Origin of the sequence: Nonomuraea wenchangensis (assembly GCF_900111685.1) — a bacterium.
Taxonomy (GTDB): Bacteria; Actinomycetota; Actinomycetes; order Streptosporangiales; family Streptosporangiaceae; genus Nonomuraea; species Nonomuraea wenchangensis.
This window is the reverse complement of the sequence record NZ_FOHX01000005.1, coordinates 278,933-301,173: the sequence shown is the minus strand read 5'-3', so window position 1 is coordinate 301,173 and position 22,241 is coordinate 278,933. Positions and strand designations below refer to the sequence as shown.

16 protein-coding genes are annotated in these 22,241 nt (G+C 73.9%); 9 read left to right on the top strand and 7 right to left on the bottom strand.

The features are described 5' to 3' along the window. Genes BMW85_RS17210 through BMW85_RS17200 form a run of 3 tightly spaced genes read left to right on the top strand, consistent with a single transcriptional unit; the run spans position 1 to position 2,361 of the window. Positions 1 to 474: a nuclear transport factor 2 family protein gene (locus BMW85_RS17210; RefSeq protein ID WP_091082334.1), complete on the top strand. Its 474-nt coding sequence runs from the start codon at positions 1 to 3 to the stop codon at positions 472 to 474. A gap of 19 nt (positions 475 to 493) precedes the next feature. Continuing rightward, entirely contained in the window at positions 494 to 1,612 is a 1,119-nt protein-coding gene (locus tag BMW85_RS17205) for a magnesium and cobalt transport protein CorA (protein WP_091082333.1), read from the top strand. An 11-nt stretch (positions 1,613 to 1,623) separates the two neighbouring features. Next, positions 1,624 to 2,361, top strand: a complete 738-nt coding sequence (locus tag BMW85_RS17200) for a hypothetical protein (protein ID WP_091082331.1) — start codon at positions 1,624 to 1,626, stop codon at positions 2,359 to 2,361. A gap of 102 nt (positions 2,362 to 2,463) precedes the next feature. Here the strand turns inward: BMW85_RS17200 and BMW85_RS51945 are convergent, their stop codons facing one another. Continuing rightward, positions 2,464 to 3,315 carry a Clp protease N-terminal domain-containing protein gene (locus BMW85_RS51945; RefSeq protein WP_091082329.1) on the bottom strand — a complete coding sequence of 284 codons (852 nt, stop codon included), beginning with the start codon at positions 3,313 to 3,315 and terminating at the stop codon, positions 2,464 to 2,466. Positions 3,316 to 3,417: 102 nt separating this feature from the next. Between BMW85_RS51945 and BMW85_RS17190 the strand changes: the two genes are divergently transcribed. The 3 genes from BMW85_RS17190 to BMW85_RS49605 all read left to right on the top strand — a co-directional run bounded on the left by BMW85_RS17190 (position 3,418) and on the right by BMW85_RS49605 (position 9,464). Next, entirely contained in the window at positions 3,418 to 4,617 is a 1,200-nt protein-coding gene (locus BMW85_RS17190; RefSeq protein WP_091082328.1) for a hypothetical protein, read from the top strand. After that, entirely contained in the window at positions 4,614 to 6,257 is a 1,644-nt protein-coding gene (locus BMW85_RS51085; protein WP_245774862.1) for a hypothetical protein, read from the top strand. The genes BMW85_RS17190 and BMW85_RS51085 overlap by 4 nt, the downstream gene beginning before the upstream one ends. A 72-nt stretch (positions 6,258 to 6,329) precedes the next feature. Then, positions 6,330 to 9,464 carry a coiled-coil domain-containing protein gene (locus tag BMW85_RS49605; protein ID WP_245774861.1) on the top strand — a complete coding sequence of 1,045 codons (3,135 nt, stop codon included), beginning with the start codon at positions 6,330 to 6,332 and terminating at the stop codon, positions 9,462 to 9,464. Here the strand turns inward: BMW85_RS49605 and BMW85_RS51940 are convergent. Continuing rightward, the gene (locus BMW85_RS51940; RefSeq protein ID WP_281249585.1) at positions 9,457 to 10,887 is read right to left on the bottom strand and encodes a citrate synthase; all 1,431 of its coding nucleotides are present in this window, start codon (positions 10,885 to 10,887) and stop codon (positions 9,457 to 9,459) included. The genes BMW85_RS49605 and BMW85_RS51940 overlap by 8 nt on opposite strands. 73 nt (positions 10,888 to 10,960) lie before the next feature. Between BMW85_RS51940 and BMW85_RS17160 the strand changes: the two genes are divergently transcribed. After that, a complete protein-coding gene (locus BMW85_RS17160) occupies positions 10,961 to 12,184 on the top strand; it encodes a LeuA family protein (RefSeq protein WP_091082324.1) in 1,224 nt (407 codons plus the stop codon). Positions 12,185 to 12,192: 8 nt separating this feature from the next. On the opposite strand, the gene BMW85_RS17155 is transcribed toward BMW85_RS17160, so the two are convergent. Both BMW85_RS17155 and BMW85_RS17150 read right to left on the bottom strand, forming a co-directional pair. Further along, positions 12,193 to 13,506 (bottom strand): NAD(P)/FAD-dependent oxidoreductase, encoded by a 1,314-nt coding sequence (locus tag BMW85_RS17155; protein WP_091082322.1) that lies wholly within the window; start codon positions 13,504 to 13,506, stop codon positions 12,193 to 12,195. A 76-nt stretch (positions 13,507 to 13,582) separates the two neighbouring features. After that, positions 13,583 to 14,875, bottom strand: a complete 1,293-nt coding sequence (locus BMW85_RS17150; RefSeq protein WP_091082321.1) for an MFS transporter — start codon at positions 14,873 to 14,875, stop codon at positions 13,583 to 13,585. A gap of 96 nt (positions 14,876 to 14,971) precedes the next feature. On the opposite strand from BMW85_RS17150, the gene BMW85_RS17145 reads away from it, so the two are divergent. Together BMW85_RS17145 and BMW85_RS17140 are read left to right on the top strand one after the other, a co-directional pair. Continuing rightward, positions 14,972 to 15,607 carry an HAD family hydrolase gene (locus BMW85_RS17145; protein WP_091082319.1) on the top strand — a complete coding sequence of 212 codons (636 nt, stop codon included), beginning with the start codon at positions 14,972 to 14,974 and terminating at the stop codon, positions 15,605 to 15,607. 94 nt (positions 15,608 to 15,701) lie between these two features. Further along, positions 15,702 to 16,541, top strand: coding sequence for a class I SAM-dependent methyltransferase (locus tag BMW85_RS17140; protein WP_091082317.1), 840 nt, complete (start codon positions 15,702 to 15,704; stop codon positions 16,539 to 16,541). 4 nt (positions 16,542 to 16,545) lie between these two features. Here the strand turns inward: BMW85_RS17140 and BMW85_RS17135 are convergent, their stop codons facing one another. Genes BMW85_RS17135 through BMW85_RS17125 form a run of 3 tightly spaced genes read right to left on the bottom strand, consistent with a single transcriptional unit; the run spans position 16,546 to position 22,187 of the window. Next, the gene (locus BMW85_RS17135) at positions 16,546 to 17,436 is read right to left on the bottom strand and encodes an NAD-dependent epimerase/dehydratase family protein (protein ID WP_091082316.1); all 891 of its coding nucleotides are present in this window, start codon (positions 17,434 to 17,436) and stop codon (positions 16,546 to 16,548) included. Between the two features lie 41 nt (positions 17,437 to 17,477). Then, positions 17,478 to 21,065 (bottom strand): AAA family ATPase, encoded by a 3,588-nt coding sequence (locus BMW85_RS51935; protein ID WP_091082314.1) that lies wholly within the window; start codon positions 21,063 to 21,065, stop codon positions 17,478 to 17,480. Next, positions 21,066 to 22,187, bottom strand: a complete 1,122-nt coding sequence (locus tag BMW85_RS17125) for an exonuclease SbcCD subunit D (RefSeq protein ID WP_091082313.1) — start codon at positions 22,185 to 22,187, stop codon at positions 21,066 to 21,068. Positions 22,188 to 22,241: the final 54 nt, after the last annotated feature.

The following is a 22,241-nucleotide window of genomic DNA, read 5'->3' as shown; positions in this document are numbered from 1 at the left end:
ATGAAGGTGAACGAACGTCACATGGCGCTGATCAGCGCTTTCTACGACGCGTTGGGGCGCAACGACCTCGCGGCCATGGAGAGCTGCTACCACCCCGAGGTCAGCTTCGGCGACCCCATCTTCCAGGAGATCGAGGGCCGCGACCGGGTGATGCGGATGTGGCGGCTGCAGCTCGGCGTACGCGACGGGTTGCGGTCCGCCTACAAGGACGTGCGGGCCGACGAGCACACCGGCACCGCCCACTGGACCGCCCGCTACACCTTCTCCAGCACGGGGCGGGAGGTGGTCAACGAGGTGGAGGCGCTGTTCAGGTTCGAGGACGGGCTGATCGTGCGGCACCACGACGACTACGACTTCAAGCGCTGGTCGAGGATGGCGCTCGGCCGCCCGCACGGGCTGTTGTTCGGGTGGACGCCGGTGTGGCGCAAGACCATCAGGGACCGGGCGACGCAGCAGCTCGACGCGCTCGCCTAGGCACGGAGATCGGAGGGGCATGGCAAGGGTCAGGAGTCTGCGGCGCGGCGGTGGAGCGCGCGAGGAGCCACCCGAGCACTCGATGGACCCGCGGGCCACCGAGGAGCCCCCCTACCAGCCCACCGTCATCGACAACGCCATCTACCGCGACGGCGAGCGGGCCGACAATCCCGGCTCGCTCGCCGACGCTTTTGAACGCCTCAAGGACATGCCGGGCAGCATGGCCTGGATCGGCCTCTACCGGCCGAAGGAGTGGGAGCTGACCAAGCTCGGCGAGGAGTTCAAGCTGCACGAGCTGGCGCTTGAGGACGCCATCGTCGGCTCCCAGCGCCCCAAGGCCGACCGCTACGGCGACACGCTCTTCGTGGTGCTGCGCGCCGCCCGCTACCTCGACGAGGCGGAGGAGGTCGCGTTCGGCGAGCTGCACGTCTTCGTCGGCCCCGACTTCGTGATCACCGTACGCCACGCGGAGGCCCCCGACCTCCAGGGCGTGCGCAAACGCATGGAGTCCGACCCCGAGCTGCTGCGGCAGGGCCCGCAGGCGGTGCTGTACGCGATCGTCGACGCGGTCGTGGACGGCTACGCGCCCGTGGTGGCCGGGCTGCAGAAGGACATCGAGGAGATCGAGGTCCAGGTCTTCAGCGGCGACCCCTCGGTGTCGCGGCGCGTCTACGAGCTGTCCGGCGAGGTCATCGAGTTCCAGCGGGCCACCGCGCCGCTCGTCGGCATGATCCACGGCTTCATCGCCGGAGCCCCGAAGTACGGGCTCAACGACGAGCTGCAGAGCTACCTGCGTGACGTGGCCGACCACGCGATCACGGTGTCGGAGCGGGTGTCGTCCTTCCGGCAGATGCTCCAGAACATCCTGATCGTCAACTCCACGCTGGTCACCCAGGCGCAGAACGCCGAGATGGCACGGATGACCGAGGCCAGCATCCAGCAGGGCGAGGAGGTCAAGAAGATCTCCGCGTGGGCGGCCATCCTCTTCGCGCCCACGCTGGTCGGGACGATCTACGGGATGAACTTCGACTTCATGCCGGAGACGCACTGGGTGCTCGGCTATCCGTTCGCGATCCTGCTGATGGCGGCGGTCTGCCTGGTGCTCTACATGGTCTTCAAGCGGCGCGACTGGCTCTAGTATCCCACGTCATGATCACTCGTTTACCGGCGGCCGCGCTCGCCGCCGCCCTGACCCTGCTGTCCACCGCGACCGCCGCGCACGCCACGCCCGTGAAGGGCGCCCCCGAGCTCACGCACAACGCCCTCTACAAGACGGCCAAGCTGCCCAAGGTCGGCTGCGCGCTGAAGAAGGGCACGACCGCCGCCTCCACGAGGAAGTACATCACCACGCTCGTCGGCTGCCTGAACAAGGCGTGGAAGCCGGCGATCAAGGACTTCACGCCCGTGGAGGTGCAGTTCAAGGAGTCCGGGGACAAGTCGTCCTGCTCCACGGGCCTGGAGGTGTCCGGCTCGTTCTCGGAGATCTGCGCCACGGCCATCCGGGTGCGCCTCGCCGACGACTGGATCAAGGCGAAGGACGACCGGAAGGTGTTCACGTCCGTGGTCAGGACGTGGGGCGGGGTCGTGACCGGCCAGACCGGCATCGGCCGGGCCTGGTGGGGGCTGGAGAACGGCGCGGTCGAGACCGTCATGGACGAGCACAACCGCCGCTACTACCTGCAGCTCGACTGCTTCTTCGGGGTCTCGGCCAAGAGCCTCGGCCGGGTGGTCAAGGACTGGAAGCCCGTGCTCGGCATCCCGGACATCTGGAAGAACCGTTTCCACGGCAAGACCGCCAACCGCCTGTCCTGGGTGCGGGCGGGATACGAGACGGGCGGGCCGAAGGCCTGCAACACCTGGAAGGCGAGCTCGGCCAAGGTGGCCTGACGTCTACCTGTCACAGAGCCCCGACCACCAGGCCGACGAGGATCAGGGCGACGAGCACGAGGCGTAATGCGGCGAGCGCGCGCCGGTCGGCGTCCATGACGGTCAGGGGCGCAGGCCGGTGTGCGCTTCCAGGCGCTCCAGGCGCTCCACGATCGGCCGCAGCTCGGTCTTGAGCTCGGTCTTGAGCAGGGCGGCCAGCTGCTGGGCCTGCCCGGGAGCGGGGGCGGGCGCGGAGGCGGCGGCCTGCTGGGTGTTCGCGCGCAGGTGCACGTACCCGGCCAGGGCCGCCGACACGGCGCGGCGGGTGAGGCGCGGCTCGGCGCCCAGGGCGCGCAGCACCTGCCCGGCCGTGCCGTCGGGCTCGGCGACCAGGCCGAGCAGGAGGTGCTCGCAGCCGACGTAGTTGTGGCCGAGCGCGATCGCCTCGGTGACGGCGAGTTCCAGGGCGTTGGCGGCGGGCGAGCTGAGCCGCCGGGAACCGGCGCCGGCCGCATCGGCGGCGTCGGCCGGGGCGGGCTCGGGCGGGGCGGCGTCGGTGCGGTCGGCGTCGGCGGGTTCGGCCGGGGCCGGGTCGGTGGCGGGCGGGACGTGCCGGTCGAGGTCGCGGCGCACCTGGTCGAGGCCGATCTCCATGGCGCGCAGCACGTGCAGGGCCAGGTTGGTGCCCTCGGTGAGCATGGCCCCGAGCAGGTGCCCAGTGCCGACCTCGGCGGCCCCCTGCGCGCGGGCGGCGTCGGCGGCGAGCTTGAGCACCGTACGGGTCCGGGCCGTGAGGTGGGTCAGCGCGCCCGTGGGCTTCTCCAGGTCGAGATCGCCGAGCGAGGTCTCCCTGATCGCGGTCACCCGGCGGACCGCCTGCTCCAGCGCCCGCTGGCAGACGGCCGACACCGGCACCCCGGCCTCCTTGACGGCCTCGGCGAGGTCGTCGGGCAAGTACACGTTGATCTTTGGCATACCCCCACCATAACCCTGATGGGGTTACACGTCCAGGGGCGTACCGGCCGATAGCGGCGTCGGGTTCTCCGACTGTCGGTGGGAAGCCGTACCTTAGAGCGCGTGTCCGAACAGCCCCTGACCCTCGACGCCGTCCTCACCGACGAGGCGGTCCTGTCCACCTACCGCCGCATGTTCGCCGCACTGGCCCGCGACAGCGGAGCCGTGGTCGACGACCCGGTGCTGGTCGACATCGCCGAGACGCTGTTCGCGGCGTTCGCGGAGGCGGGCGAGGAGTGGCTGACGCACGAGCAGATGCGCTTCGCCTGCCGCGCCTATCCGGGCGAGCAGTTCGACAACCGGCTGCGGGTGCTCAAGGGGCTGGGCGCGATCCGCGAGGTGTTCCCCAAGCCCAACCAGCTCCGCTACCGCGCCTCGTTCACCAGCGTCGTCGGGCTGATGTTCATCCGGCGCATGATGGACGACGGCGGGCAGTCGGAGATGCACCGGCTGCTCGCGCTCGAAGACCTCAACGTCGCCGACCCGCGCACCACCATGGAGGAGGCGCGGCAGAGCGCGGTCAACCTCGCGCGGGCGTTCCGGCTGTGGGCGCTGGAGCTGATCACGCTCACCACCGGCACCATCGAGGAGCTGCGCGAGCAGGCGCCCAAGCTGTGGGGCACCGAGGAGATCGCGCGGCGGGCGCAGGGCCTGCACGGCACCATCCTGACCCGCTGGCCCGAGCTCGACCGGGTCTGCACCGACCTGCGGGCCGCCATCTACGCCTACAGCGACGCCTCCCGGCGGGCGGCCGGGCGGCTGGCCGACTCGGCGGGCACCACCCGCAACCTCACGCTGCTGCCGACCGAGACGTGGCGCACCTTCTCGCAGACCGCGTCCAAGGAGCGGCTGGCCGCCGTGCTCGACGGGTTCGTCTTCGACGCACCCGCGCCGTGGCACGATCCGGCCGCCGTCGCGCGGGCCGTGGACGAGGCGCCGCGCCCGGCTCCGGCACAGCCCACGCCGCCGCGCTCCACCCTGCCCGATCCCGGGCCGTCCGACTCCCTCGACACCTCCCCAGGAGCCGCCGTCGAGCGGCTGCGGGAGATGGCCGAGTCGCTGCTCGGCGGGTCCGCCCGGGTCGCGCTCGCCGACGTGCTCGGGCCCGACTGGGTGACCGCCCGGCGGGTGCTCGCCGACCTCACCAGCATCGACCTGCGGCCGGAGCTGCCCTACCGGCTGACCTGGAGCGACGAGCTGTCCGTCGATCCCGGACGCGAGCCGGCCTGGCTGTCCCGCGGCCACCTGGAGCGTACGCGATGAGCACAGCTCAGCAGCCCGGCGCGGCGGGGCCGGTCGCGCACGTGCGAGCGAGGTCGGGCGGGCCGCTGCCGCTCGGGCCGGGGGCGCCCGCTCCGGCCGGGATGATCAGGCTGACCTGGCCCGACTCCACCGGGCAGGCGCTGCCGGTGTGGCCCGACGGCGTGACGCCGGCGCTGCTGGAGGAATACCAGGTGGCGCCCGCGCCCGTGGAACGGGCCGGGGAGACGCGGCGGGTGCTGGCTGCCGTGCTCAAGTGCTGCTGGACCGACCTGTCGGTCGATCCGTGGCCGGGATCGCCCGCGCCGGTGGAGCTGGTCCTGGACACCTACCGGGCGCTGATCGGACGCACCGACGACCTGATGCGCAACTGGGCCGTCGGCGCGCTGCGGCGGCTGCACGACTCGGCGTGGGTCGTCGTGGACGACGGCGTGGTCGTGCTCGGGCCGAGGTGCGCCCTGTGGCCGGTGGAGGCGCACGCGCAGCTCCAGGAGCTGGTGCGACGGCTACCGTCGCCGGACCGGGCCGAACTGACCGTGGTGGGCGACGCCGACATCGTGGCCGCCGCCATGCCAACGAGGTCCGCAGTCCCCGCCGCGTCCGCAGAGTCCACCGTGCCCACCGCGTCCGCAGAATCCATCGCGTCCGCCGGATCCGCCGCGTCCACAGAGTCGGCCGTGTCCGTCATGCCCGCCCCGTCCACAGGGTCCACCCGATCCGCACCCGCCGTGTCCGCCAGACCCGCAGAGTCCGCCGGATCCACCGTCCCCACCGCGTCCGTAGAGTCCGCGGTACCCACCGCGTTCGCAGAGGCCGTCGCGTCCGCCCCGTCCGCAGAATCCGCCGCCCCTGCAGAGTCCGCCGTGTCCGCTTCGGCCGTCGTAGGCGGGGGGCGGGTCGAGGGTGGGGGCGCCGGGTTTGACGACCTGCTCGGCGCCTACGACGAGCGGCGGCGGGCGGAGTTGGTGGCGGCTTACATGGTGGTGGAGCACGCGGCCGAGCCGGTGCAGGAGGTGCGCTTCGCCGCCCTGCGGGATCCGGCGTTGCGGCACACGCTGAGTGAGATGCTGGCCCGGCGCGGCCGGGTGCTCGTCCAGTACCGCGACCGTTGGATCTCGGGCTACGACGACGTCTGCGCGGCGACTCCTGGAGCCTCGGGCCGGGACGAGGCCGCCGCCGCGAGCCTGCCTCCCGCCGGCCCCGCCGGTGCTGCCGGTCTCACCGGTTCCGCCGGCCCCGCCGCCGGTGCCGGCGGTGAGGGTTCCGTGGGCGGGGGGCGGCTTGGGGTGGCGGAGCGGGCGGTGTTGACGCTGGTGCTGGTGCACTCGGTGGCGATCCCGCGGGCCGAAGGGCTGCTGCCGGAGGACTCCTGGCTGTCGCCGCACCCCACGCCGGCCGACGAGCTGCGCCGGCACACGCAGTTGCCCATCGGGGAGCTGGAGGCGGCGCTCCGTACGTTGCGCCACGCCGGGCTGCTCGCGCAGGTGAAGGCCGGGGAGGAGGCGGGCGGCTACGTCCCTGGCCCGCAGTTCCACCGGCTCACCCCGTCGGCGCGGCGGCGGTTGCAGGAGGAGCTGATCCTCGCGGCCGGGCCCAACACGCCGCTGGCGGCGGCCGTACGGGCCCGCAGGTCGGCCAGATGACACGAACAGACACGGGCAGAGCCAGAGCAGCCACAACGGGCGGAAGGGTTACGGGGGTCACAGTTGTCGCAGGTGGAGAACGTCGTCGGAGACCGGGTGCTGATCGCCGTGCAGGCGGTCAACATCTCGCGGCTGTCGACCCATCCGGTGCCCACGGTCCCCGGCACGCTCATCGTGGTGGCGGGCGCCGGGCCGAAGGACTCCAACGGGGCGGGCAAGTCGTCGTTCATCGCCTCGATCACGGCGCTGCTGGGTGACGAGCAGTGGCGGTTCGCCTCGGGCGCGAAGGCGGTCTCCGAGCTGCTGTTCAACGCCGAGCTGGCGAGCGGCGCGGGCGGCCGGCAGTGGGCGAGCGCCGACCACGGCTACATCGTGGGCGTCTTCGCTCCGCCCGGCATGAACGGCTTCCCCGCCGACGACGCCCAGCCGGCCCCGGTGGACGAGCCGGCCGACGTCGTGTCCGAGGACGAGCTGCTGCTGGTGGACTCCGACGAGGCGGGCGGGGAGCTGTTCGAGGTGCCCGACACCTCCGGCGGCGCCCTCACGGTCTGGCTGCGCGTCAACCAGGAGGCTCCCCACCTGGAAATCCGCTGGCGTGAGGGTGTCCATCTGGCGGCTTCGCCGTCGGAGGCCGAGCGGGTGGCGCGGGCCGACGAGATCTGGGCGTCACTGCCGAAGTCGGCGGGCAAGCGCGACGTCGTGGCGCGCGACCTGACCAAGGCGCTCTACGGCGACCGGGTCCGGTGCGTGTCGTTCCTGTCCACCTCCGTACGCAGCAAGGTCGCGACGAACCTGCTCTCCCAGCCGCTCAACGAGATCTCCCCCGAGCGCGTCTTCGAGGCCATCGCCGCCCTGACCGGCCTGGACGCCGAGCTGGAGCAGGAGCGGGAGGCCCGCAGGGACGAGCACGCCAAGCGGGTGCGCGCGGCGCAGGCGGGCGAGCGGCTGGCGGAGTTCGAGGCGGAGTCGAAGGCGCTGCTGGGTACGTTCGACCGGCGGGACGAGGCGCGTGTCCGGCTGGCCGAGGCGCTGCGGTGCTGGCGGGGGCGGCAGGCGCGCAAGCTCGCCGACGCCGCCGCCAAGGACGACGCGCTGGCCGCCGAGCTCGATCGGCACCACGCGGCCGGGGAGGCGGCGGGCGAGGCGATCGCCATGGTCAGGGCCGAGATCGGCACGCTGCGCGAGGACACGCTCGACCGGCAGGTGTCCGAGGCCCGCAAGGAGCTGGCGGCGCTGCAGGCCAGGGCCGCCAAGCTGGACGCCGACCGGGCCGTGGCCGACAACTCCGCCGACGAGCTGCGCGGCCGGATCCCGGCTCTGGAGCAGAGCCGCAGGTTCGCCGACGGGCGGGACGTGCCCGCCGCCGAGCGGGAGCTGCGCGAGGCGCGGCTCCGGCTCAACGAGGCGCTGAAGGCGCTCGGCGTGGCCGACCAGGAGGTGGCGTCGGCGCAGGCGGCGCTGGACGACGCCGAGGGCGGGCCGGCGGCGGCCCAGCTCAACGCGCTCGCGGCGGCGGGTGTCGGCGCGACCGGCCTGCTCGACGCACTCGACGTGGCCGAGCAGGCCCGCGACAACGCAACGCAAACGCCGGGACAGGCAGGCACGGCCGCGCAGACGGGCACCGACGCGCAGACGAGCACGGCCGGACGGGCGGGCGCGGCCGGACAGGTGGGGCGGGCGGTCGGGCAGGTGGTCGGGTTGCGGGGGTGGCCGCATGAGCATGCGGTCATCGTCGACGCCGCCCGGCTCGGCGAAGCGGCCGAGGCGCTGGCGGGGCTGCCGGGGTCGGTGCTGGTCAGCGCGGCCGGGGTGAGCGTGGTGGGGGCGTTCGAGGGGGTGGCGACCGGGCGGGAGGCCCGCATCAAGGCCGCCGAGCAGCGCCTGCACCGGGCCAAGGACGCGCAGGAGACGGCGGCCCAGGCCGTCGGCGACGCCGAGGAGGCCGTCGCCGAGGCGCAGCGGCGGCTGGACGGCGCCCAGGCCGGGGTACGGCTGGCCGAGGTGGAGGCGAGACTGGCCGAGCGGCGCGCCCGCCTGACCGAGCTCAACGCCGCCGTCGAGGAGCTGGCACCCAAGGTCGCCGAGGCCGAGCGGCTGGCCGGCGCGCTCGACTTCCGGGCCCGCACCCGGGACATGGAGATCGAACGCCTGGAGGGCCGCAGGCAGCGGCACGAGAGCGAGCGGGCGCAGGCCCGCGACCAGGAGGCGAAGGTCGCCGCCGAGCGGGAGGCGCTGCGCCTGGACGCGCTCGCCGCCGACTGGGGCGGCACGGCGGAGACCGCCAGGCAGTGGCTGGAGGCGCTGCCGGAGGAGGAGCGGCCGCGCACCGCGGACGAGTGGTGGCGGGTCGCCGAGCGCCACTTCGACCAGGCGCTGCGCGACACGTTCCCTGAGGAGGACGCCGAGATCCCCGAGGAGCTGGCGTTCCTGCTCAACGAGCGGGGCGGGAGCACGGCGCGCGAGCAGGCGACGTTCGCGGCGGTGTGCGGGGCGCTCGCGTCCTACCTGCGCGGCCAGGAGGAGTACGAACGGCACCAGCGGCGGCAGATCGAGGCGCAGCTCGGCTCCCGGCAGCGCGACCTCTCGGCGGCGGCCCGGGGCGCCGAGGAGGCGGCGCAGTCCACGGCGGTGCACCGGGCGGCGCTCACCGCGGCGATCAGGGCGCGGCTGACGCGGGTGGCGGAGGAGTTCGACAAGCTCGACACCTCCTACGGCGGCTACGGCGCGACCCTGGAGTTCCCGGTGCCGCCCGCGCCCGCCGATCCCGAGCAGCGCTGGCAGTGGCGGGTGACGCCGAAGTGGCGGCGCGGCGAGGGGCAGGGGTTCGTGCCGTACAACCGGCGGGCCAACACCGCGCTCATGGACGAGAAGGCGGTCAAGCTGGTGTGCGCCGCCGCCATCGCCTCGTCCGGGGGCGGGCACCTGTGCCTGGTCCTCGACGAGCTGGGCCGCAACCTGGGCAAGGAGCACCGGCGGGAGGCGGTGGCGCTGTTCCGGCGGATCGGCGAGACCTACGGCATCACGGTGATCGGGGCGTTGCAGGACGACATGGAGCCGTACGCGATCGACGCCTGCGGCCAGTACGTCAAGCTGCGCCGGTCCTCGGACGCGATGCCGTACAACGAGCCGCCGGTGATCGTCGGCCACGACCAGCACGCGGAGCGGGTCCGGGCGCTGGCCGCGTACGTCGAGCGGGCCGCTACCTGATCGGCGGGCCGGTGTAGGAGGCGCGCAGGCGGAGGAGTGAGCCGCGCTCGTACTCCTCCATGGCGTGCGCCAGCCAGCCGGTCACGCGCGCGACCGCGAAGATCGCCTCGCCGGCTCCGGAGGTCATGCCGGCGACGGCGGTGAGGACGGCGAGGGCGAAGTCGATGTTGCGTTCGGGGAGCTGGCGCCGGCGCATCTCGGCGGCCAGCGCCGTGCCCGCGGCGATCCGGTCGTGGCCGGGGGTGGCCCGTTCGACCAGGTCGAGCAGGAGGGCGCCGCGGCCGTCGCCGTTCTTGTAGACGCTGTGGCCGAAGCCGGGGACACGCTCGCCGCGCCGGACCCGCTCGGCTACGGCGCGGGCGGCCAGGCCCGGCTCCGTGACCTCGCGCAGCAGCCGTTCGGCCCCGTAGGCCGCGCCTCCGTGCAGCGGGCCGCCCAGCACGCCGAGGCCGGTCAGCACCACCGCGTACGGGTCGGCCTTGGCGGAGGCGGCGACCCTGGCGGCCAGGGTGGAGGCGGCCAGTTCGTGGTCGGCGAGCAGGACCAGCGCGGCCCGCAGCGCGTCGAGCAGGGCGGGTGTGGCGGGGTGCGGGCACAGGCGGGACCAGAGCCGGGCGGCGATCGACTCGCCGGCGGGCTCGCTCAGCTCGGGGAGGGCGTCCACCATGCCGGCGATGAGGCGGCGGCCGGTGGCGGCGACCGAGGTGCGGTCGAGGTGGAAACGCAGCGAGTCGGACGCGCCGAGGACCGTGGTGATCACCTGGAGGCGGTCGAGCGGGAGGAGGTCGGCGGGCAGGCCCCGCTGCGCCGCCACGGCCGCCCGCAACGCCGCCTCCTCGCACCGCCACGGCCCGTCGTCCGCGCCACCTACCTGAGCGTCGGGGTCAGAAGGGTGGGAAAGGGCGGCAGGGTCAGAGGGGCCGGAAAGGGCGGCGGGGGCGGGGGTACCGGAGCGGGAGGCGGGGGCGAGGGGGCCCGGCGCGGGGACGGGCGCGGACGCGGGGGCGGGCGCGGACGCGGGGGCGGGGGCGGGCGCGGACGCGGGGGCGGGCGCGGACGCGGGGGCGGGCGCGGACGCGGGGGCGGGCGCGGACGCGGGGGCGAAGGTCGGGGTGGGGGTCCAGAGCCAGGTGGCGACGGTTTCCAAGGATTGTGTTCTGGCCAGCTCCAGGGCGTCGGCCCCGCGATAGTACGGCCGGTCCACGCCGAGCGCCGTCACCGCCGACTCGATGACCAGCTCCGGCGGCTGGTTGCGCGGCCGGCCGCGGCGGGCGAGGCGTTCGACCTCGTCGGCGGAGAAGAGGCTGCGCCGCCCGTCGTCGGCGTGCCGCCGCTGCAGCACTCCCCTGCTCACGTACGCGTACAGAGTGGCCGGTTTCACCCCGAGCCGTTCGGCGGCCGTGGCCGCGTCGATCCACTCCATCGGGCCCTTCCCGCCTCCACATTGACGAAAATCAATATTGATCCACGTTGAGCGAGCATGTCAACGTGAGCGCATGCCCAAAGTTCACTTCCTCGACGTGACCAACCGGGACGGCGTGCAGACCGCGCGTACCGGCCTGTCGAAGTTCGGCAAGACCATGGTCAACTTCTATCTGGCCAAGCTCGGGGTGGCGCAGTCCGAGATCGGTTTCCCGTTCCTGTTCCACGAGGTCCCGTACGTACGGGCGCAGCTCGCGCTCGCCGAGGCCGGCGCGTTCGGGGAGCTGCGGCTGTCCGGCTGGTGCCGGGGCGTGCCGCAGGACGTGGAGCGGGCCGCGCCGCTCGGACTGAAGCACTACAACCTGTCCATCTCGACGTCCGACTACATGATCCAGAACAAGTTCCGCGGCCGGCTGGACCGGGAGGCGATCATCAGGGAGATGACCGCCGCGGTGCGGGCGGCCAAGGGCGCGGGCGCGCTGACCGTGGGGGTGAACGCGGAGGACGGTTCGCGTACGGACGACGCCTTCCTGCTGGAGTTCGCGCTGGCGGCGAAGGAGGCGGGTGCCGACCGGGTGCGCTACTGCGACACGATCGGCGGCGACACGCCGGACCGGATCCGCGAGCGCTTCGCCAAGCTCGCCGCCGCCACGGCGATGCCCGTCGAGACGCACTGCCACAACGATCTCGGCCTGGCGGTGGCCAACTCGGTCTCCGGCGCGCTCGGCGATCTCGACGCCGGCCAGGACGCCTGGATCAACACCTGCGTGAACGGCATCGGCGAGCGTTCCGGCAACGCCGACCTGCTCTCCACCATCCTGGCCTTCCGGCACGGTTTCGGCCTGGACGCCGAGATCGGCGATCCCCTGGACCTGTCGTGGGCGCGGCGTTTCGCGCTGTGGGCGTCGTACGCGTTCGGGCAGCCGCTGCCGTACAACCAGGTCGGGGCGGGCCGGAACGCCTTCGCGCACGAGTCGGGCATCCACGCCGACGGCGCGCTGAAGGACCACGGCAACTATGAGCTGTACGACGAGGCGACGCTCGGCCCGTTCCCGCAGGACTGGCACGCCCGCTCCGGCCGGGTGGTCCTGACCGGCGAGTACGGCGGCAAGGCCGGCTTCCGGCACGTCATGGACGGACTCGGCGCCGAGGTGGCCGCCGGGGACGAGGAGCTGGCGTTCCGCCTGGTCCAGCTCTGCAACGCGATGACCGGCAAGCCGCTCACGGACGACGAGCTCCGCCTGATCGCCGCCCATCCGCGCGAGCTGTCCCTGCTCTTCCCCGGCCTGGCGGAGTAGAGCGGCTCTCAGGCCGCCCGGGGCGGGTCGAGAGCGGCGGCGGCGCGGAAGTCGGCGTCGGCGTGCTCGATCGCCTGGAGCGGTACGGTCTCCCTGCGGAAGATCGCCGACAGCGTCCAGTCCGTCAGCACCCGGGCCTTGTTGCCGAACGTCGGCACCCACGCCAGGTGGTACGCCCGGTGCGCCAGCCAGCCGAGGAACCCGGTCAGCCGCAGCCGGTAGACCTGGGCCACGCCCTGATGGTGCCCGAGCCCGGCGACCGAGCCGAGGTAGGCGTGCCGGTACGCCCGCAGCCGCCGCCCGCGCACGTGCGCCACCACGTTGCGGGCGAGCAGCTTGGCCTGGCGGACCGCGTGCTGGGCGTTGGGAGCGGTGAACTCGCCGGGGCGGGTCAGATCGGGCACCGCGGCCCCGTCGCCGGCCGCGAACGCGTCCGGCACCCCGGCCACCGTCAGGTGTTCGGTGGCGACGATCCGCCCGATCCGGTCCACGGGCAGGCCGGCGGCCGCGGCGAGGGGGTTCGGCCGGCCGCCGGCGGCCCAGACGAGCGTGCCGGCGTCCAGGCGGGTGCCGTCGCTCAGCTCGGCGACGCCGCCCTCGGCCGAGACCAGCCGGACGCCGACGCGGACGTCCACGCCGCGGGCGCGCAGCGCGCCGGCGGTCCATCGGCCGAGTGCGGCGTCCAGCTCGGGCAGGATGCGCTCGCCGGCCTCGACCAGGGTCCAGCTCAGGTCGGCGGGCTCGACGCCCGCGTGGTGCCGGACGGCCTCGTCGGCCAGGCCCTGCATCTCGGCCAGCGCCTCCACGCCCGAGAACCCGCCGCCGACCACCACGAACGTCAGCGCACGGCGGCGTACCTGCTCGTCGTCGGTCGAGACGGCCGCGGCGAGCTGGGCGAGTACGCGGTTGCGCAGGTGCACGGCCTCGCCGACGGTCTTGAAGCCGACGGCGTGCTCGGCCAGGCCGGGGATGGGCAGCAGGCGGGTGACCGAGCCGGCCGCCATCACGAGGATGTCGTACGTGAGGGTCCTGGCCGGCCCCTGGACCGGCTGGAACTCGGCGGTGCGGGCCGCGTGGTCCACGCGGGTGACGTGACCGGTCAGCACGCGCGCGCCGGGCAGCGCCGGGGCGAGCGGGGCGACGACGTGGCGCGGCTCGACCGCGCCGCCGGCCGCCTCGGCAAGGAAGGGCTGATAGGTCATGTAGCCGCGCGGGTCCACGACGGTGACACTCGCCTCTCCCGTACGGATCAGCTTGCGCAGCCCCAGAGCGGTGTAAAAGCCGACATATCCGCCGCCGACGATCAGGATGTGCTTGCTCACTGTCCCCAGCTCCTCTCGGGTCTCACCATGAGGACGGGACAGCGCCGCCGGATGTGACAACTCCGGCGCGGAGAACTCACAGGGTCCGGTCGCCGGTCTCCGGCAGGGCGAGCAGGCAGAGCAGGCTCAGCAGGGCCATCGCGGAGACGTACGCCCCGACCGCCGTCGCCCCGAGCCCGCCGGCCTGCATGCCGGTCGCGACCAGCGGCGGCACCGCGCCGCCGAGCACGCCGCCGAGGCTGTAGGCGACGGAGGCGCCGCTGTAGCGGTATTCGGTACGGAACAACTCCGGCAGATAGGCACCCATCGGGCCGAAGACCAGCCCCATGAGGCCGAGCGCGCCCGCCAGCGCCACACCGACGAGGACCACCGACCGGGTCTCCATCAGCGGGAACATCACCAGCCCCCACGCGATCGCCAGCCCGCACCCGGCGAGCAGCGTGCGCCGGCGGCCCAGGCGGTCGGACACCATGGAGGAGGCGACCGTCCCCGCCGCCATGAAGACGACGCCGACCATGGTGAGGCCGAGCATGGTGGTGCGCGGGATCTCCAGCGTGCCGGTGCCGTACGACAGGCAGTAGGTGGTGGCGGTGTAGAACAGCGTGTACGCCACCGTCATCGCCCCGGCGCCGAGCAGCACCCGCCGCCACTGGTGCCGCATGAGACCGGCGAACGGCACCCTGGCGATGCGCCGCTCGTCCATCGCGGCCTGGAAGACCGGCGTCTCGGAGATCTTGAGCCGGACGTACAGGCCGACGATCACCAGCAGCAGGCTGGCCACGAACGGCAGCCGCCACCCCCACCCGTCGAACTGTTCCTCGCTCAGCACCTCGCCGAGCACGAGGAAGAGCCCGTTGGCCACCACGAACCCCACCGACGGCCCGAGCTGCGGGAACATCGCGTACAGGCCGCGTTTGCCGGGCGGCGCGTGCTCGGTGGCGAGCAGCGCGGCGCCGCCCCACTCGCCGCCGAGGCCGATGCCCTGGGCGAAGCGCAGCAGCACCAGCAGCGCGGGCGCGGCGACGCCGATGGCGGCGTAGCCGGGCAGCAGCCCGATCAGCACCGTGGACAGGCCCATCACCAGCAGCGACACGACGAGCATGGACTTGCGGCCGATGCGGTCGCCCCAGTGACCGAACACGGCCGAGCCGAGCGGCCGCGACACGAACGCCACCGCGAACGTCGAGAAGGAGGCCAGGGTGCCCGCCATCCGGTCCATCTCGGGGAAGAACGCCGTGTTGAGCACCAGGGCGGCGGCGGTGCCGTAGATGTAGAAGTCGTAGAACTCGATCGCGGTGCCGGCGAGGCTGGCGACCGCGATCCTGGACCGGCTGGGGGCGGCCGTGTCCGGCCGGGGGGTCGTCTTCATGGGGGCTCACTCCGCGGTCTGACGTGCGGTAAAACGACCGGTCAACGGTACCTCCGGATAGGGTCGGAACCGAAAACCAAGGGGAGGTAAGGCGCGTTGGGTGTCGAACTGGTCATCTTCGACTGCGACGGGACATTGGTGGACAGCGAGCCCATCTCGGTCCGCGTGGGCACCGCCGCGCTACGACGCCTGGGCTGGTCGATCGACGAGGCGGAGTACACCGAGCTCTTCGTGGGCTGCACCAACGAGTTCTGGGCCGAGCAGGTCGGCGAGACCCCGCCCGGCTGGCGTGAGCGGCTCGACGCCGAGTACGAGGCCGCGATCAAGGCCGAACTCCGCGTCATCGCGGGCATCGAGGCGGCGCTCGACCGGCTCGACCTGCCGAGCTGCGTGGCCTCCAACGGCCGCCACCGGAACATCCGCCGCAGCCTGGAGATCACCGGCCTGGCCGAGCGGTTCTCGGGCCGGGTGTTCAGCGCCGAGGACGTCACGCGGGGCAAGCCGGCGCCCGACCTGTTCCTGCACGCCGCCGCCACGATGGGGGCCGATCCCGAGCGGTGCGTCGTGGTGGAGGACAGCCCGTTCGGGGTGATGGCGGCGGTGAGCGCGGGCATGCGGTGCCTGGCGTACGCGGGCGGCCTCCACCCGGCCACCCGCCTGACCGGCGCGGGCGCCACCCACCTGTTCCACGACCCGGCCGGCCTCCCCGAACTGCTCACCGGCCTCGACTGAACGCTCCCATTCGGGTTTTCTCTTGTTATCGCAAATTGACTTTCATGTGTTATGCTGTTTGCATTCCCATAAATGCCGTGGCTAATATCGCCGCGTGTTCAGCGAGAAACCCAGCCAGACCGCGATGATGGCCGCCGCCGCGCGCGCCGCCCACCTCGTGGTCGACGAACCCCCGCACATCTTCGCCGACCGTCTGGCCGCCCCGCTGCTCGGCGAGCGCGCCGGCGAACTGCTCGGCTACCACCGCCTGCACGGCGGCCATCTCATCCTGTCCGGCACCCGCGCGCAGGTCACCGCCCGCAGCCGGCACGCCGAGGACCGCCTGCTCGGCTCCGGCCTCACCCAGTACGTCAGCCTCGGCGCGGGCCTCGACACCTTCGCCTACCGGCAGGCCGGGGGCGGCATCCGGGTCTTCGAAGTGGACCATCCGGCCACCCAGGAATGGAAGAAAAGGCTCCTCGCCGACGCCGGAATCTCGGTGCCGGAATTTCTCACGTTCGTCGGCGTCGATTTCGAGAGGGAGGACCTGAATTCCCGGCTCGGCGCGGCGGGATTCGCGTTCGACCGGCCCGCTTTCGTGAGCTGGCTCGGGGTGAGCATGTATCTCACGGCGGAGGCGGTGTCGGCCACGCTCACCGCGTTCGCCGCGTTCGCGCCCGGCTCGGAGCTCGTCATGGAGTACGCCCTGCCGCCCGAAGCCCGGGACGCGCTGAGCGAGGAGATGGCGGGCTACGCCCTGCCCGCCGCCGCCGAGCGCGGCGAGCCCTGGCTGACGTTCCACACGCCCGAGTCGGTCACCGCGCTGCTGGCCGGCCACGGGCTGCGGGTGGTCGAGCACGTGCGCCAGCCCGACCTCCCGGCGGTGGCCGCGCGGACGGCGGCCACGCCGGTCAGCGTCGACCTGTGCCGCCTGGTCCTCGCCACCCCCGCCTGAGCCGTCAGCCCCGCTGGACGCGGGCGCGGCCGTTCTCGTCCAGGTAGTCGCGCCACGACCGCTTCGGGGTCCAGCCCAGCAGGCGGTGCGCCTTGGCGCAGGAGACGCCCGAGGCGTCGGTGCGGGCGAGCGGCCGAAGCTCGATCGTCTCGCTCACGTGCTCGCGCAGCGCCGCCGCGAAGTCGTGCCCGCCCGCGTTGTCGGGGGCGGCGATGTAGAACACCTCGTGGCCCGGCAGGTCGGACTCCACGGCCAGGACGATCGCGTCAGCCAGGTCGTAGGCGTCGGTGTAGCTCCACAGCCCTGCTCCGGCCTGGCTGACGTCGCGCACCTGCGGGCCGAGGTTGCGCTCGTAGTTGCCCTCGTGCTGCACCCAGCTCGGCCTCAGGGAGATGCACCTGAGGTCGGAGCGGCGCACGGCCGCGTCCATGAGCTGCTCGCCGACGTGCTTCGACAGCGCGTACGGGTCCTGCGGCCGGATCGGGTGCTCCTCGTCGACCGGCACGTAGTCCGGCAGGAACGGCCGCTCGGCGAAGAAGAACCCGGGCACCGTCTCGCTGGAGATGTTGACGAACCGGGTCACGCCGAACCGTACGGCCGCCTCGACCAGGTTGAACGTCGCCATGACGTTGTTCTGGAACACCACGTGCGGCGGATTGTGCGTGGGGTCGGGAATGGCCGCCGCGTGCACCACCGCCTCCGCCCCGCGCGCCACGGCGAACGCCTGACCGGCGTCCGTCAGGTCGGCCTGCACGTAGTGAGGGGCGCCGGGCTCGCCCCGTTCCCAGACCGGACGGGTGACATCGGAGGCGGTCACCTCGTGACCGGCCGCCAGCAACGCCTGGACGGCCGCCCGCCCCACCTTTCCGTGGGCCCCCGTGACGACGACACGCATAGCTTTGTCTCCTTCGCCGCATAGTGGTGGATCACGGCAGATCATCCCACCCCGGAGGTGGCGAGCGCCGAACCTCTGCGGGTCTTGGTGACCTTGAGCTGGGCGGTGATCCGGGACCGCAGCTCGGCGACGTGGCTGACGATGCCCACCGCCCGGCCGCCGTCCCTGAGCCCGTCGAGGATGTCGAGCACGCCGTCGAGGGTGTCCTCGTCCAGGGTGCCGAAGCCCTCGTCCACGAAGAGCGTGCCGATCTCCGCGCCGCCCGCCTCCGCGGTGACCACGTCGGCCAGGCCGAGCGCGAGGGCCAGCGAGGTGATGAAGCTCTCGCCGCCCGACAGGGTGGCCGGGTCGCGGTCCACGCCCGTCCAGCCGTCGGACACGCGCAGCCCCAGCCCGCCGCCCGAACGGCCGCGCGAGCCCGCCGTCTTGCGCAGGTCGTGCTGGAGCAGGTAGCGGCCGGCCGACATGTGGTCGAGCCGCTCGTTGGCGGCCTCGACGACCGCGCGCAGCCGCTCGCCGAGCACGTACGACGACAGGCTCATGCTCCACCGGTTGTCGCCGGAGGTGCCGCCGGTCAGGGCCGCCATGCGCTCGGCCAGGCGGTGCCGCTCCTCCGCCGGGCGCCAGCGCTCGACGCACGCCGACAGCTCGGCCTCCAGCTCCGCCAGCCGGCGGGCGCGGGAGGCGGCCCGGTCGCGTACGCTCGCCAGGCTCGTGTGCGCCTGCTCGGCCGCCTCCCGGGCGGCGGCGGCGCCGGCCAGGTCGGGGGCGGGCTCGGCCGCGGCGGCGGCCAGCTCGGGATCGGCGAGGGCGGCGGTGACGGCGGCGTGCTCGTCGTCGAGCCGCCGCAGGGCCTCCGCCTTGCGCTCCCGCTCGGCGGGCCCGCGGTAGGCGGCCTCGGCCTCCGGCACGTCCGCGAACCCGGCCTCGGCCGCCGCCTCCCGCGCCTGGCTTCTCGCGCGGGCCAGCTCGTCGTCCGCCGCCAGCGCGGCCCGGGTGGCCTCGACCGCCTCGCGCAGCAGCTCGGCCTCGTCGGTCAGCCGGGACAGGCGGACGGCCAGGGTCGCGTCGCCGCCCCGAGCTGCGTCGAGCCGCGCGGCCAGCCGGGCGGCGTCGGCGCTCAGCTCCTCGTGCCGGGCGCGGCCCGCCGCCAGGCGTGCGGCGACCGCGCGAGCCCGCTCCTCCTGCTCCCGCGCCTCCTCCCGCCGCCGCGCCACCTCCCGCGCCGCCCCACCCTCCATCTCCGCCGCCCGCCGCAACCGCCCAAGCTCCCCCTGGACCTCCGCCAACACTGCCACGGCGGCCTCGGCCAAAGCGGGAACGGGCGCGGTGGCATCGGGCACGGAGGCATCGGCCACGGTCGCATCGGGCGCGGCGACTTCGGGCGTGCCCGGGCCTGTCCGGGCGAGGTGGGTGCGGAGGCGGGCGTGGTCGGCCGCCAGTCGTATGCGGAGGCGGGTGTGGGCGGCTTCCAGATGGGTGCGGTGGGCGTGGTGGGCGGCCAGTTCCTCGGCGACCCTCGCCGCCTGGTCGCGTACGCGCTCGCGCTCGGCCTCGACCCGTTCCAGCGCCGCGGCCAGGGCGGCCTCACGCCCGGCCACCGCGCGCAGGCGGGACAGCTCCTCCTCCGCCTGGCGTACGAGAGCGGCGGCGGTGTCGGGGTCGAGGTCGCCGGTCGCCTCGACGGCGTCGGCGTGCCGGGACTCCAGGGAGGCGAGGTGGCGTTCGGACGCCTCCCGCTCGGCCAGGGCGCTCTCGTGGGCGTCCTCGGCCGCCCGCTCGTCGTCGGCGGACGGCGCGCTCGGGGCCGGGGACGCCGGACGGGGATGGTGCTCGGAGCCGCAGACCGCGCACGGGCGCCCGTCGGCGAGGTCACGGGCCAGCTCGGCCGCCATGCCGTCCATGCGGGCCTGGCGCAGGTCGAGCCAGCGTTCGCGGAGCGCCTGGGCGTGGTCCACCAGCACCTGGTGGGCGGCGGTAGCGGTCTCCAGCTCGGCGGCCAGGGCGTCACGGCGGCGTACGGACTCCAGCACCGCCCGCGCGGCGTCGAGCCCCGCGGACGCGGCGGGGACGGCCGCGGCGTGGGCCCGCACCTCCTCCAGTGCGGCGCTCGACTCGGCCAGGCGGGCGGGCAGCTCGGCCTCGGCGGCCGACGCCTCCGCCTCGCGCCGCTCCAGCGTCTCCAGCTCCGCCGCCAGCCCGGCCAGCTCCCTGTCGATGCCGATGAGGTCGGTGGCGGCATCGCGTACGGCCTCGGCGGCCGGGATCCTGGCGGCGTCGGCGCGGCACCGGGCCAGCTCGGCCTCGGCCTGCTCGATCAGGGCGGGGAGCGCGGCCAGCCGGGCGGCGACCCGCTCGTCCTCGGCCACCAGCCGGGTCAGCTCCTCCTCGACGCGCAGCAGATCGCGCCGTACGCCGGAGAGCCTGGTCTCCTCGGTCAGCAGCTCCGACAGGCGCGCGAGCTCGGCCCGCCGGTCCCGCTCCAGCCCGGCCAGCTCATCAGCCGAAGGCAGAGACGCCAAGGACAGGGACGCCGAGGGCAGGAGGGGGTGGGCGCGGGCGAGGGCGTCGGTGGCCAGGGCGCGGGCCTTGGCGGCGGCCTCCTCGCGTTGCCGTACGGCGGTGACGAGCGGGACGACCCGATCGGCGCGGGCGGCGTCGTCGAGAACGGCCTGGAGGTCGGCACGCTCGTCGGCGCGCTCGTCCAGCGCGCGCCGGGCGGTCACCGCGTCGGCGTGACGACGCTGCCGGTCCGCCAGTGCGGCGGCCTGGTCGAAGCGCAGGCGGGCCTCGCGCAGCGCCCGCGCGGCGGCCTCGTGCTCCTCCTCGGCGCGTACGGCCACCGACCTGGCGGCGGCGAGCAGCGCCCCCGCCCAGCGCAACGGATCGTCGTCCCGCGACGGCGGCTCCGCACCCTGACCGTCCACCTCCGGCGAAGCCGCAGGGAGCGGGATCAGGGGGTCGAACGTGGCCTCCTCGACGCGCTGGACGGCGAAGTCCACCTGCCGCCGCAGCTCCTGCGCCTCCCGCCAGGCCAGCTTGCGCTGCTCGGCCAGCCAGCCCTCCGCCGCCGTGAACACCTTGACGGTGAACAGCCGCTCCAGCAGCTTCCCGCGTTCCTCGCCGTCGGCGCGCAGAAACTTGGCGAAGTCGCCCTGCGGCAGCATCGCCACCTGCCAGAACTGCTCGGCGTTCATGCCGAGCAGCCCGCCCACCAGGTCGCCGGCCTCGTCCAGCCGGGTGGTGAGCCCGTGCCAGGCGCCGTCGCGCCGTTCGGAGACGATGACCTTGGACTTCTCCTCCGTGACGCCGCTGCCCCGCAGCTTGGGACGCAGCCACGCCGGGGAGCGCTGGACGCGGAGTAAGCGGCCCCGGATGGTCGCCTCCAGGGTGACCGACGGCCCGGTGCCGGCCGGGGCGTGGTCGCAGCGCAGGCTGCGGGCGCTGTTGCGCTGCCCGGGGACCTGCCCGTAGAGGGCGAAGCACAGGGCGTCGAGGATGGTGGTCTTGCCCGCGCCCGTCGGCCCGTGGATGAGGAACAGGCCCGCCTCGGCCAGGGCGTCGAAGTCGACCGTCTCGGTGCCGGGGAAGGAGCCGAACGCCGTCAGCGTCAGCCGGTGAGGCCGCATCTACGCCATCGTCTCCTTCGTCCTCGACGCCTCGATGGCCCGTCTTAGCAGGTCTTCCTCCTCGGGCGCGGCAGGCTCGCCGCGCACCTCGCGGACGAAGTCGAGGGCGACCTCGGTCTCGGGTCGCCCGCTCAGGCGGACCGGCTGCGCGGCCGGGGCGGCGTCGGCCGGGTCGAAGGAGAGGGCGAGGGTGTGCGGGAACCGGGCGCGGAGCCGGTCCATGGCCGCCTTGGGACGCACGGCGTCGGTGAGGGTGACCTGGAGCCAGTGGTCCTCGACGGCGGCGTGCCGCGGATCGGCCAGCAGTCGCTCCAGCTCGCCGCGCAGCCGTCCGACGGGACGGGGCACCGGCGCGGGGACGAACTCGGCATCAAGCCCGTCCCTGTGCCCGAGCGTGACCAGCCACGAGCCCTTCACCTGGCCCGTCTCGGAGAAGGAGTAGGCGAGCGGCGAGCCCGAGTAACGGACGGTCTCGGACATGCGCTGGCGGCCGTGCAGGTGACCGAGCGCGACGTAGTCGACGCCGTCGAACACGGTGAGCGGCACGTGCGCCACCCCGCCCACGCTGATGTCGCGCTCGCTGTCGCTGGCCTGCCCACCGGTGACGAAGCAGTGGGACAGCACGACGGCGGCCCGGTGGCGGGCCGCGTCGGCCCGGACGCGGTCCATCGCGTACGTGATCGCCGCCGTGTGGCTGCGGTCGGGCAGCTCCCACGGCGCCCGCACCAGCTCCGGCTCCAGGTAGGGAATGCCGTAGAAGGCGACGCCGTCGACGAGCACCGGCTCCCAGGCGCGCTCGGGCGCGCACCGCACGTGCACCCCGGCGGACTCGAACAGCGCCGACCCGAACCGCAGCCGCAGCGCCGAGTCGTGGTTGCCGCTGATGAGCACCACCCGCGCGCCGGCGCCGGTCAGCCGGGCGAGCGCCTCGTCGAGCAGCGCGACCGCGTCGACCGGCGGCAGCGCCCGGTCGTAGACGTCGCCGGCGACGGCCACGACGTCGACCCGCTCCTCCCGCACCGTCTCGACCAGGTGGTCGACGAACGCGGCCTGCGCGGCGAGCAGGCTCTCCCGATGGAAGGCCCGCCCGAGGTGCCAGTCGGAGGTGTGCAGGATCCGCATGTCGCAGGAAGCTAACAGCTCCCACCGACAAATGTAGCCCCTCTGGTCCCACGA

Bases quoted from the DNA above. Each gene is read 5' to 3' on its own strand.
- BMW85_RS17205 (WP_091082333.1), top strand. From the start codon at position 494: ATGGCAAGGGTCAGGAGTCTGCGGCGCGGCGGTGGAGCGCGCGAGGAG.
- BMW85_RS17200 (WP_091082331.1), top strand. From the start codon at position 1,624: ATGATCACTCGTTTACCGGCGGCCGCGCTCGCCGCCGCCCTGACCCTG.
- BMW85_RS17135 (WP_091082316.1), bottom strand. From the start codon at position 17,436: ATGCGTGTCGTCGTCACGGGGGCCCACGGAAAGGTGGGGCGGGCGGCC.
- BMW85_RS17210 (WP_091082334.1), top strand. From the start codon at position 1: ATGAAGGTGAACGAACGTCACATGGCGCTGATCAGCGCTTTCTACGAC.
- BMW85_RS51940 (WP_281249585.1), bottom strand. From the start codon at position 10,887: ATGGAGTGGATCGACGCGGCCACGGCCGCCGAACGGCTCGGGGTGAAA.
- BMW85_RS51945 (WP_091082329.1), bottom strand. From the start codon at position 3,315: ATGCCAAAGATCAACGTGTACTTGCCCGACGACCTCGCCGAGGCCGTC.
- BMW85_RS51085 (WP_245774862.1), top strand. From the start codon at position 4,614: ATGAGCACAGCTCAGCAGCCCGGCGCGGCGGGGCCGGTCGCGCACGTG.
- BMW85_RS17160 (WP_091082324.1), top strand. From the start codon at position 10,961: ATGCCCAAAGTTCACTTCCTCGACGTGACCAACCGGGACGGCGTGCAG.
- BMW85_RS51935 (WP_091082314.1), bottom strand. From the start codon at position 21,065: ATGCGGCCTCACCGGCTGACGCTGACGGCGTTCGGCTCCTTCCCCGGC.
- BMW85_RS17125 (WP_091082313.1), bottom strand. From the start codon at position 22,187: ATGCGGATCCTGCACACCTCCGACTGGCACCTCGGGCGGGCCTTCCAT.
- BMW85_RS17150 (WP_091082321.1), bottom strand. From the start codon at position 14,875: ATGAAGACGACCCCCCGGCCGGACACGGCCGCCCCCAGCCGGTCCAGG.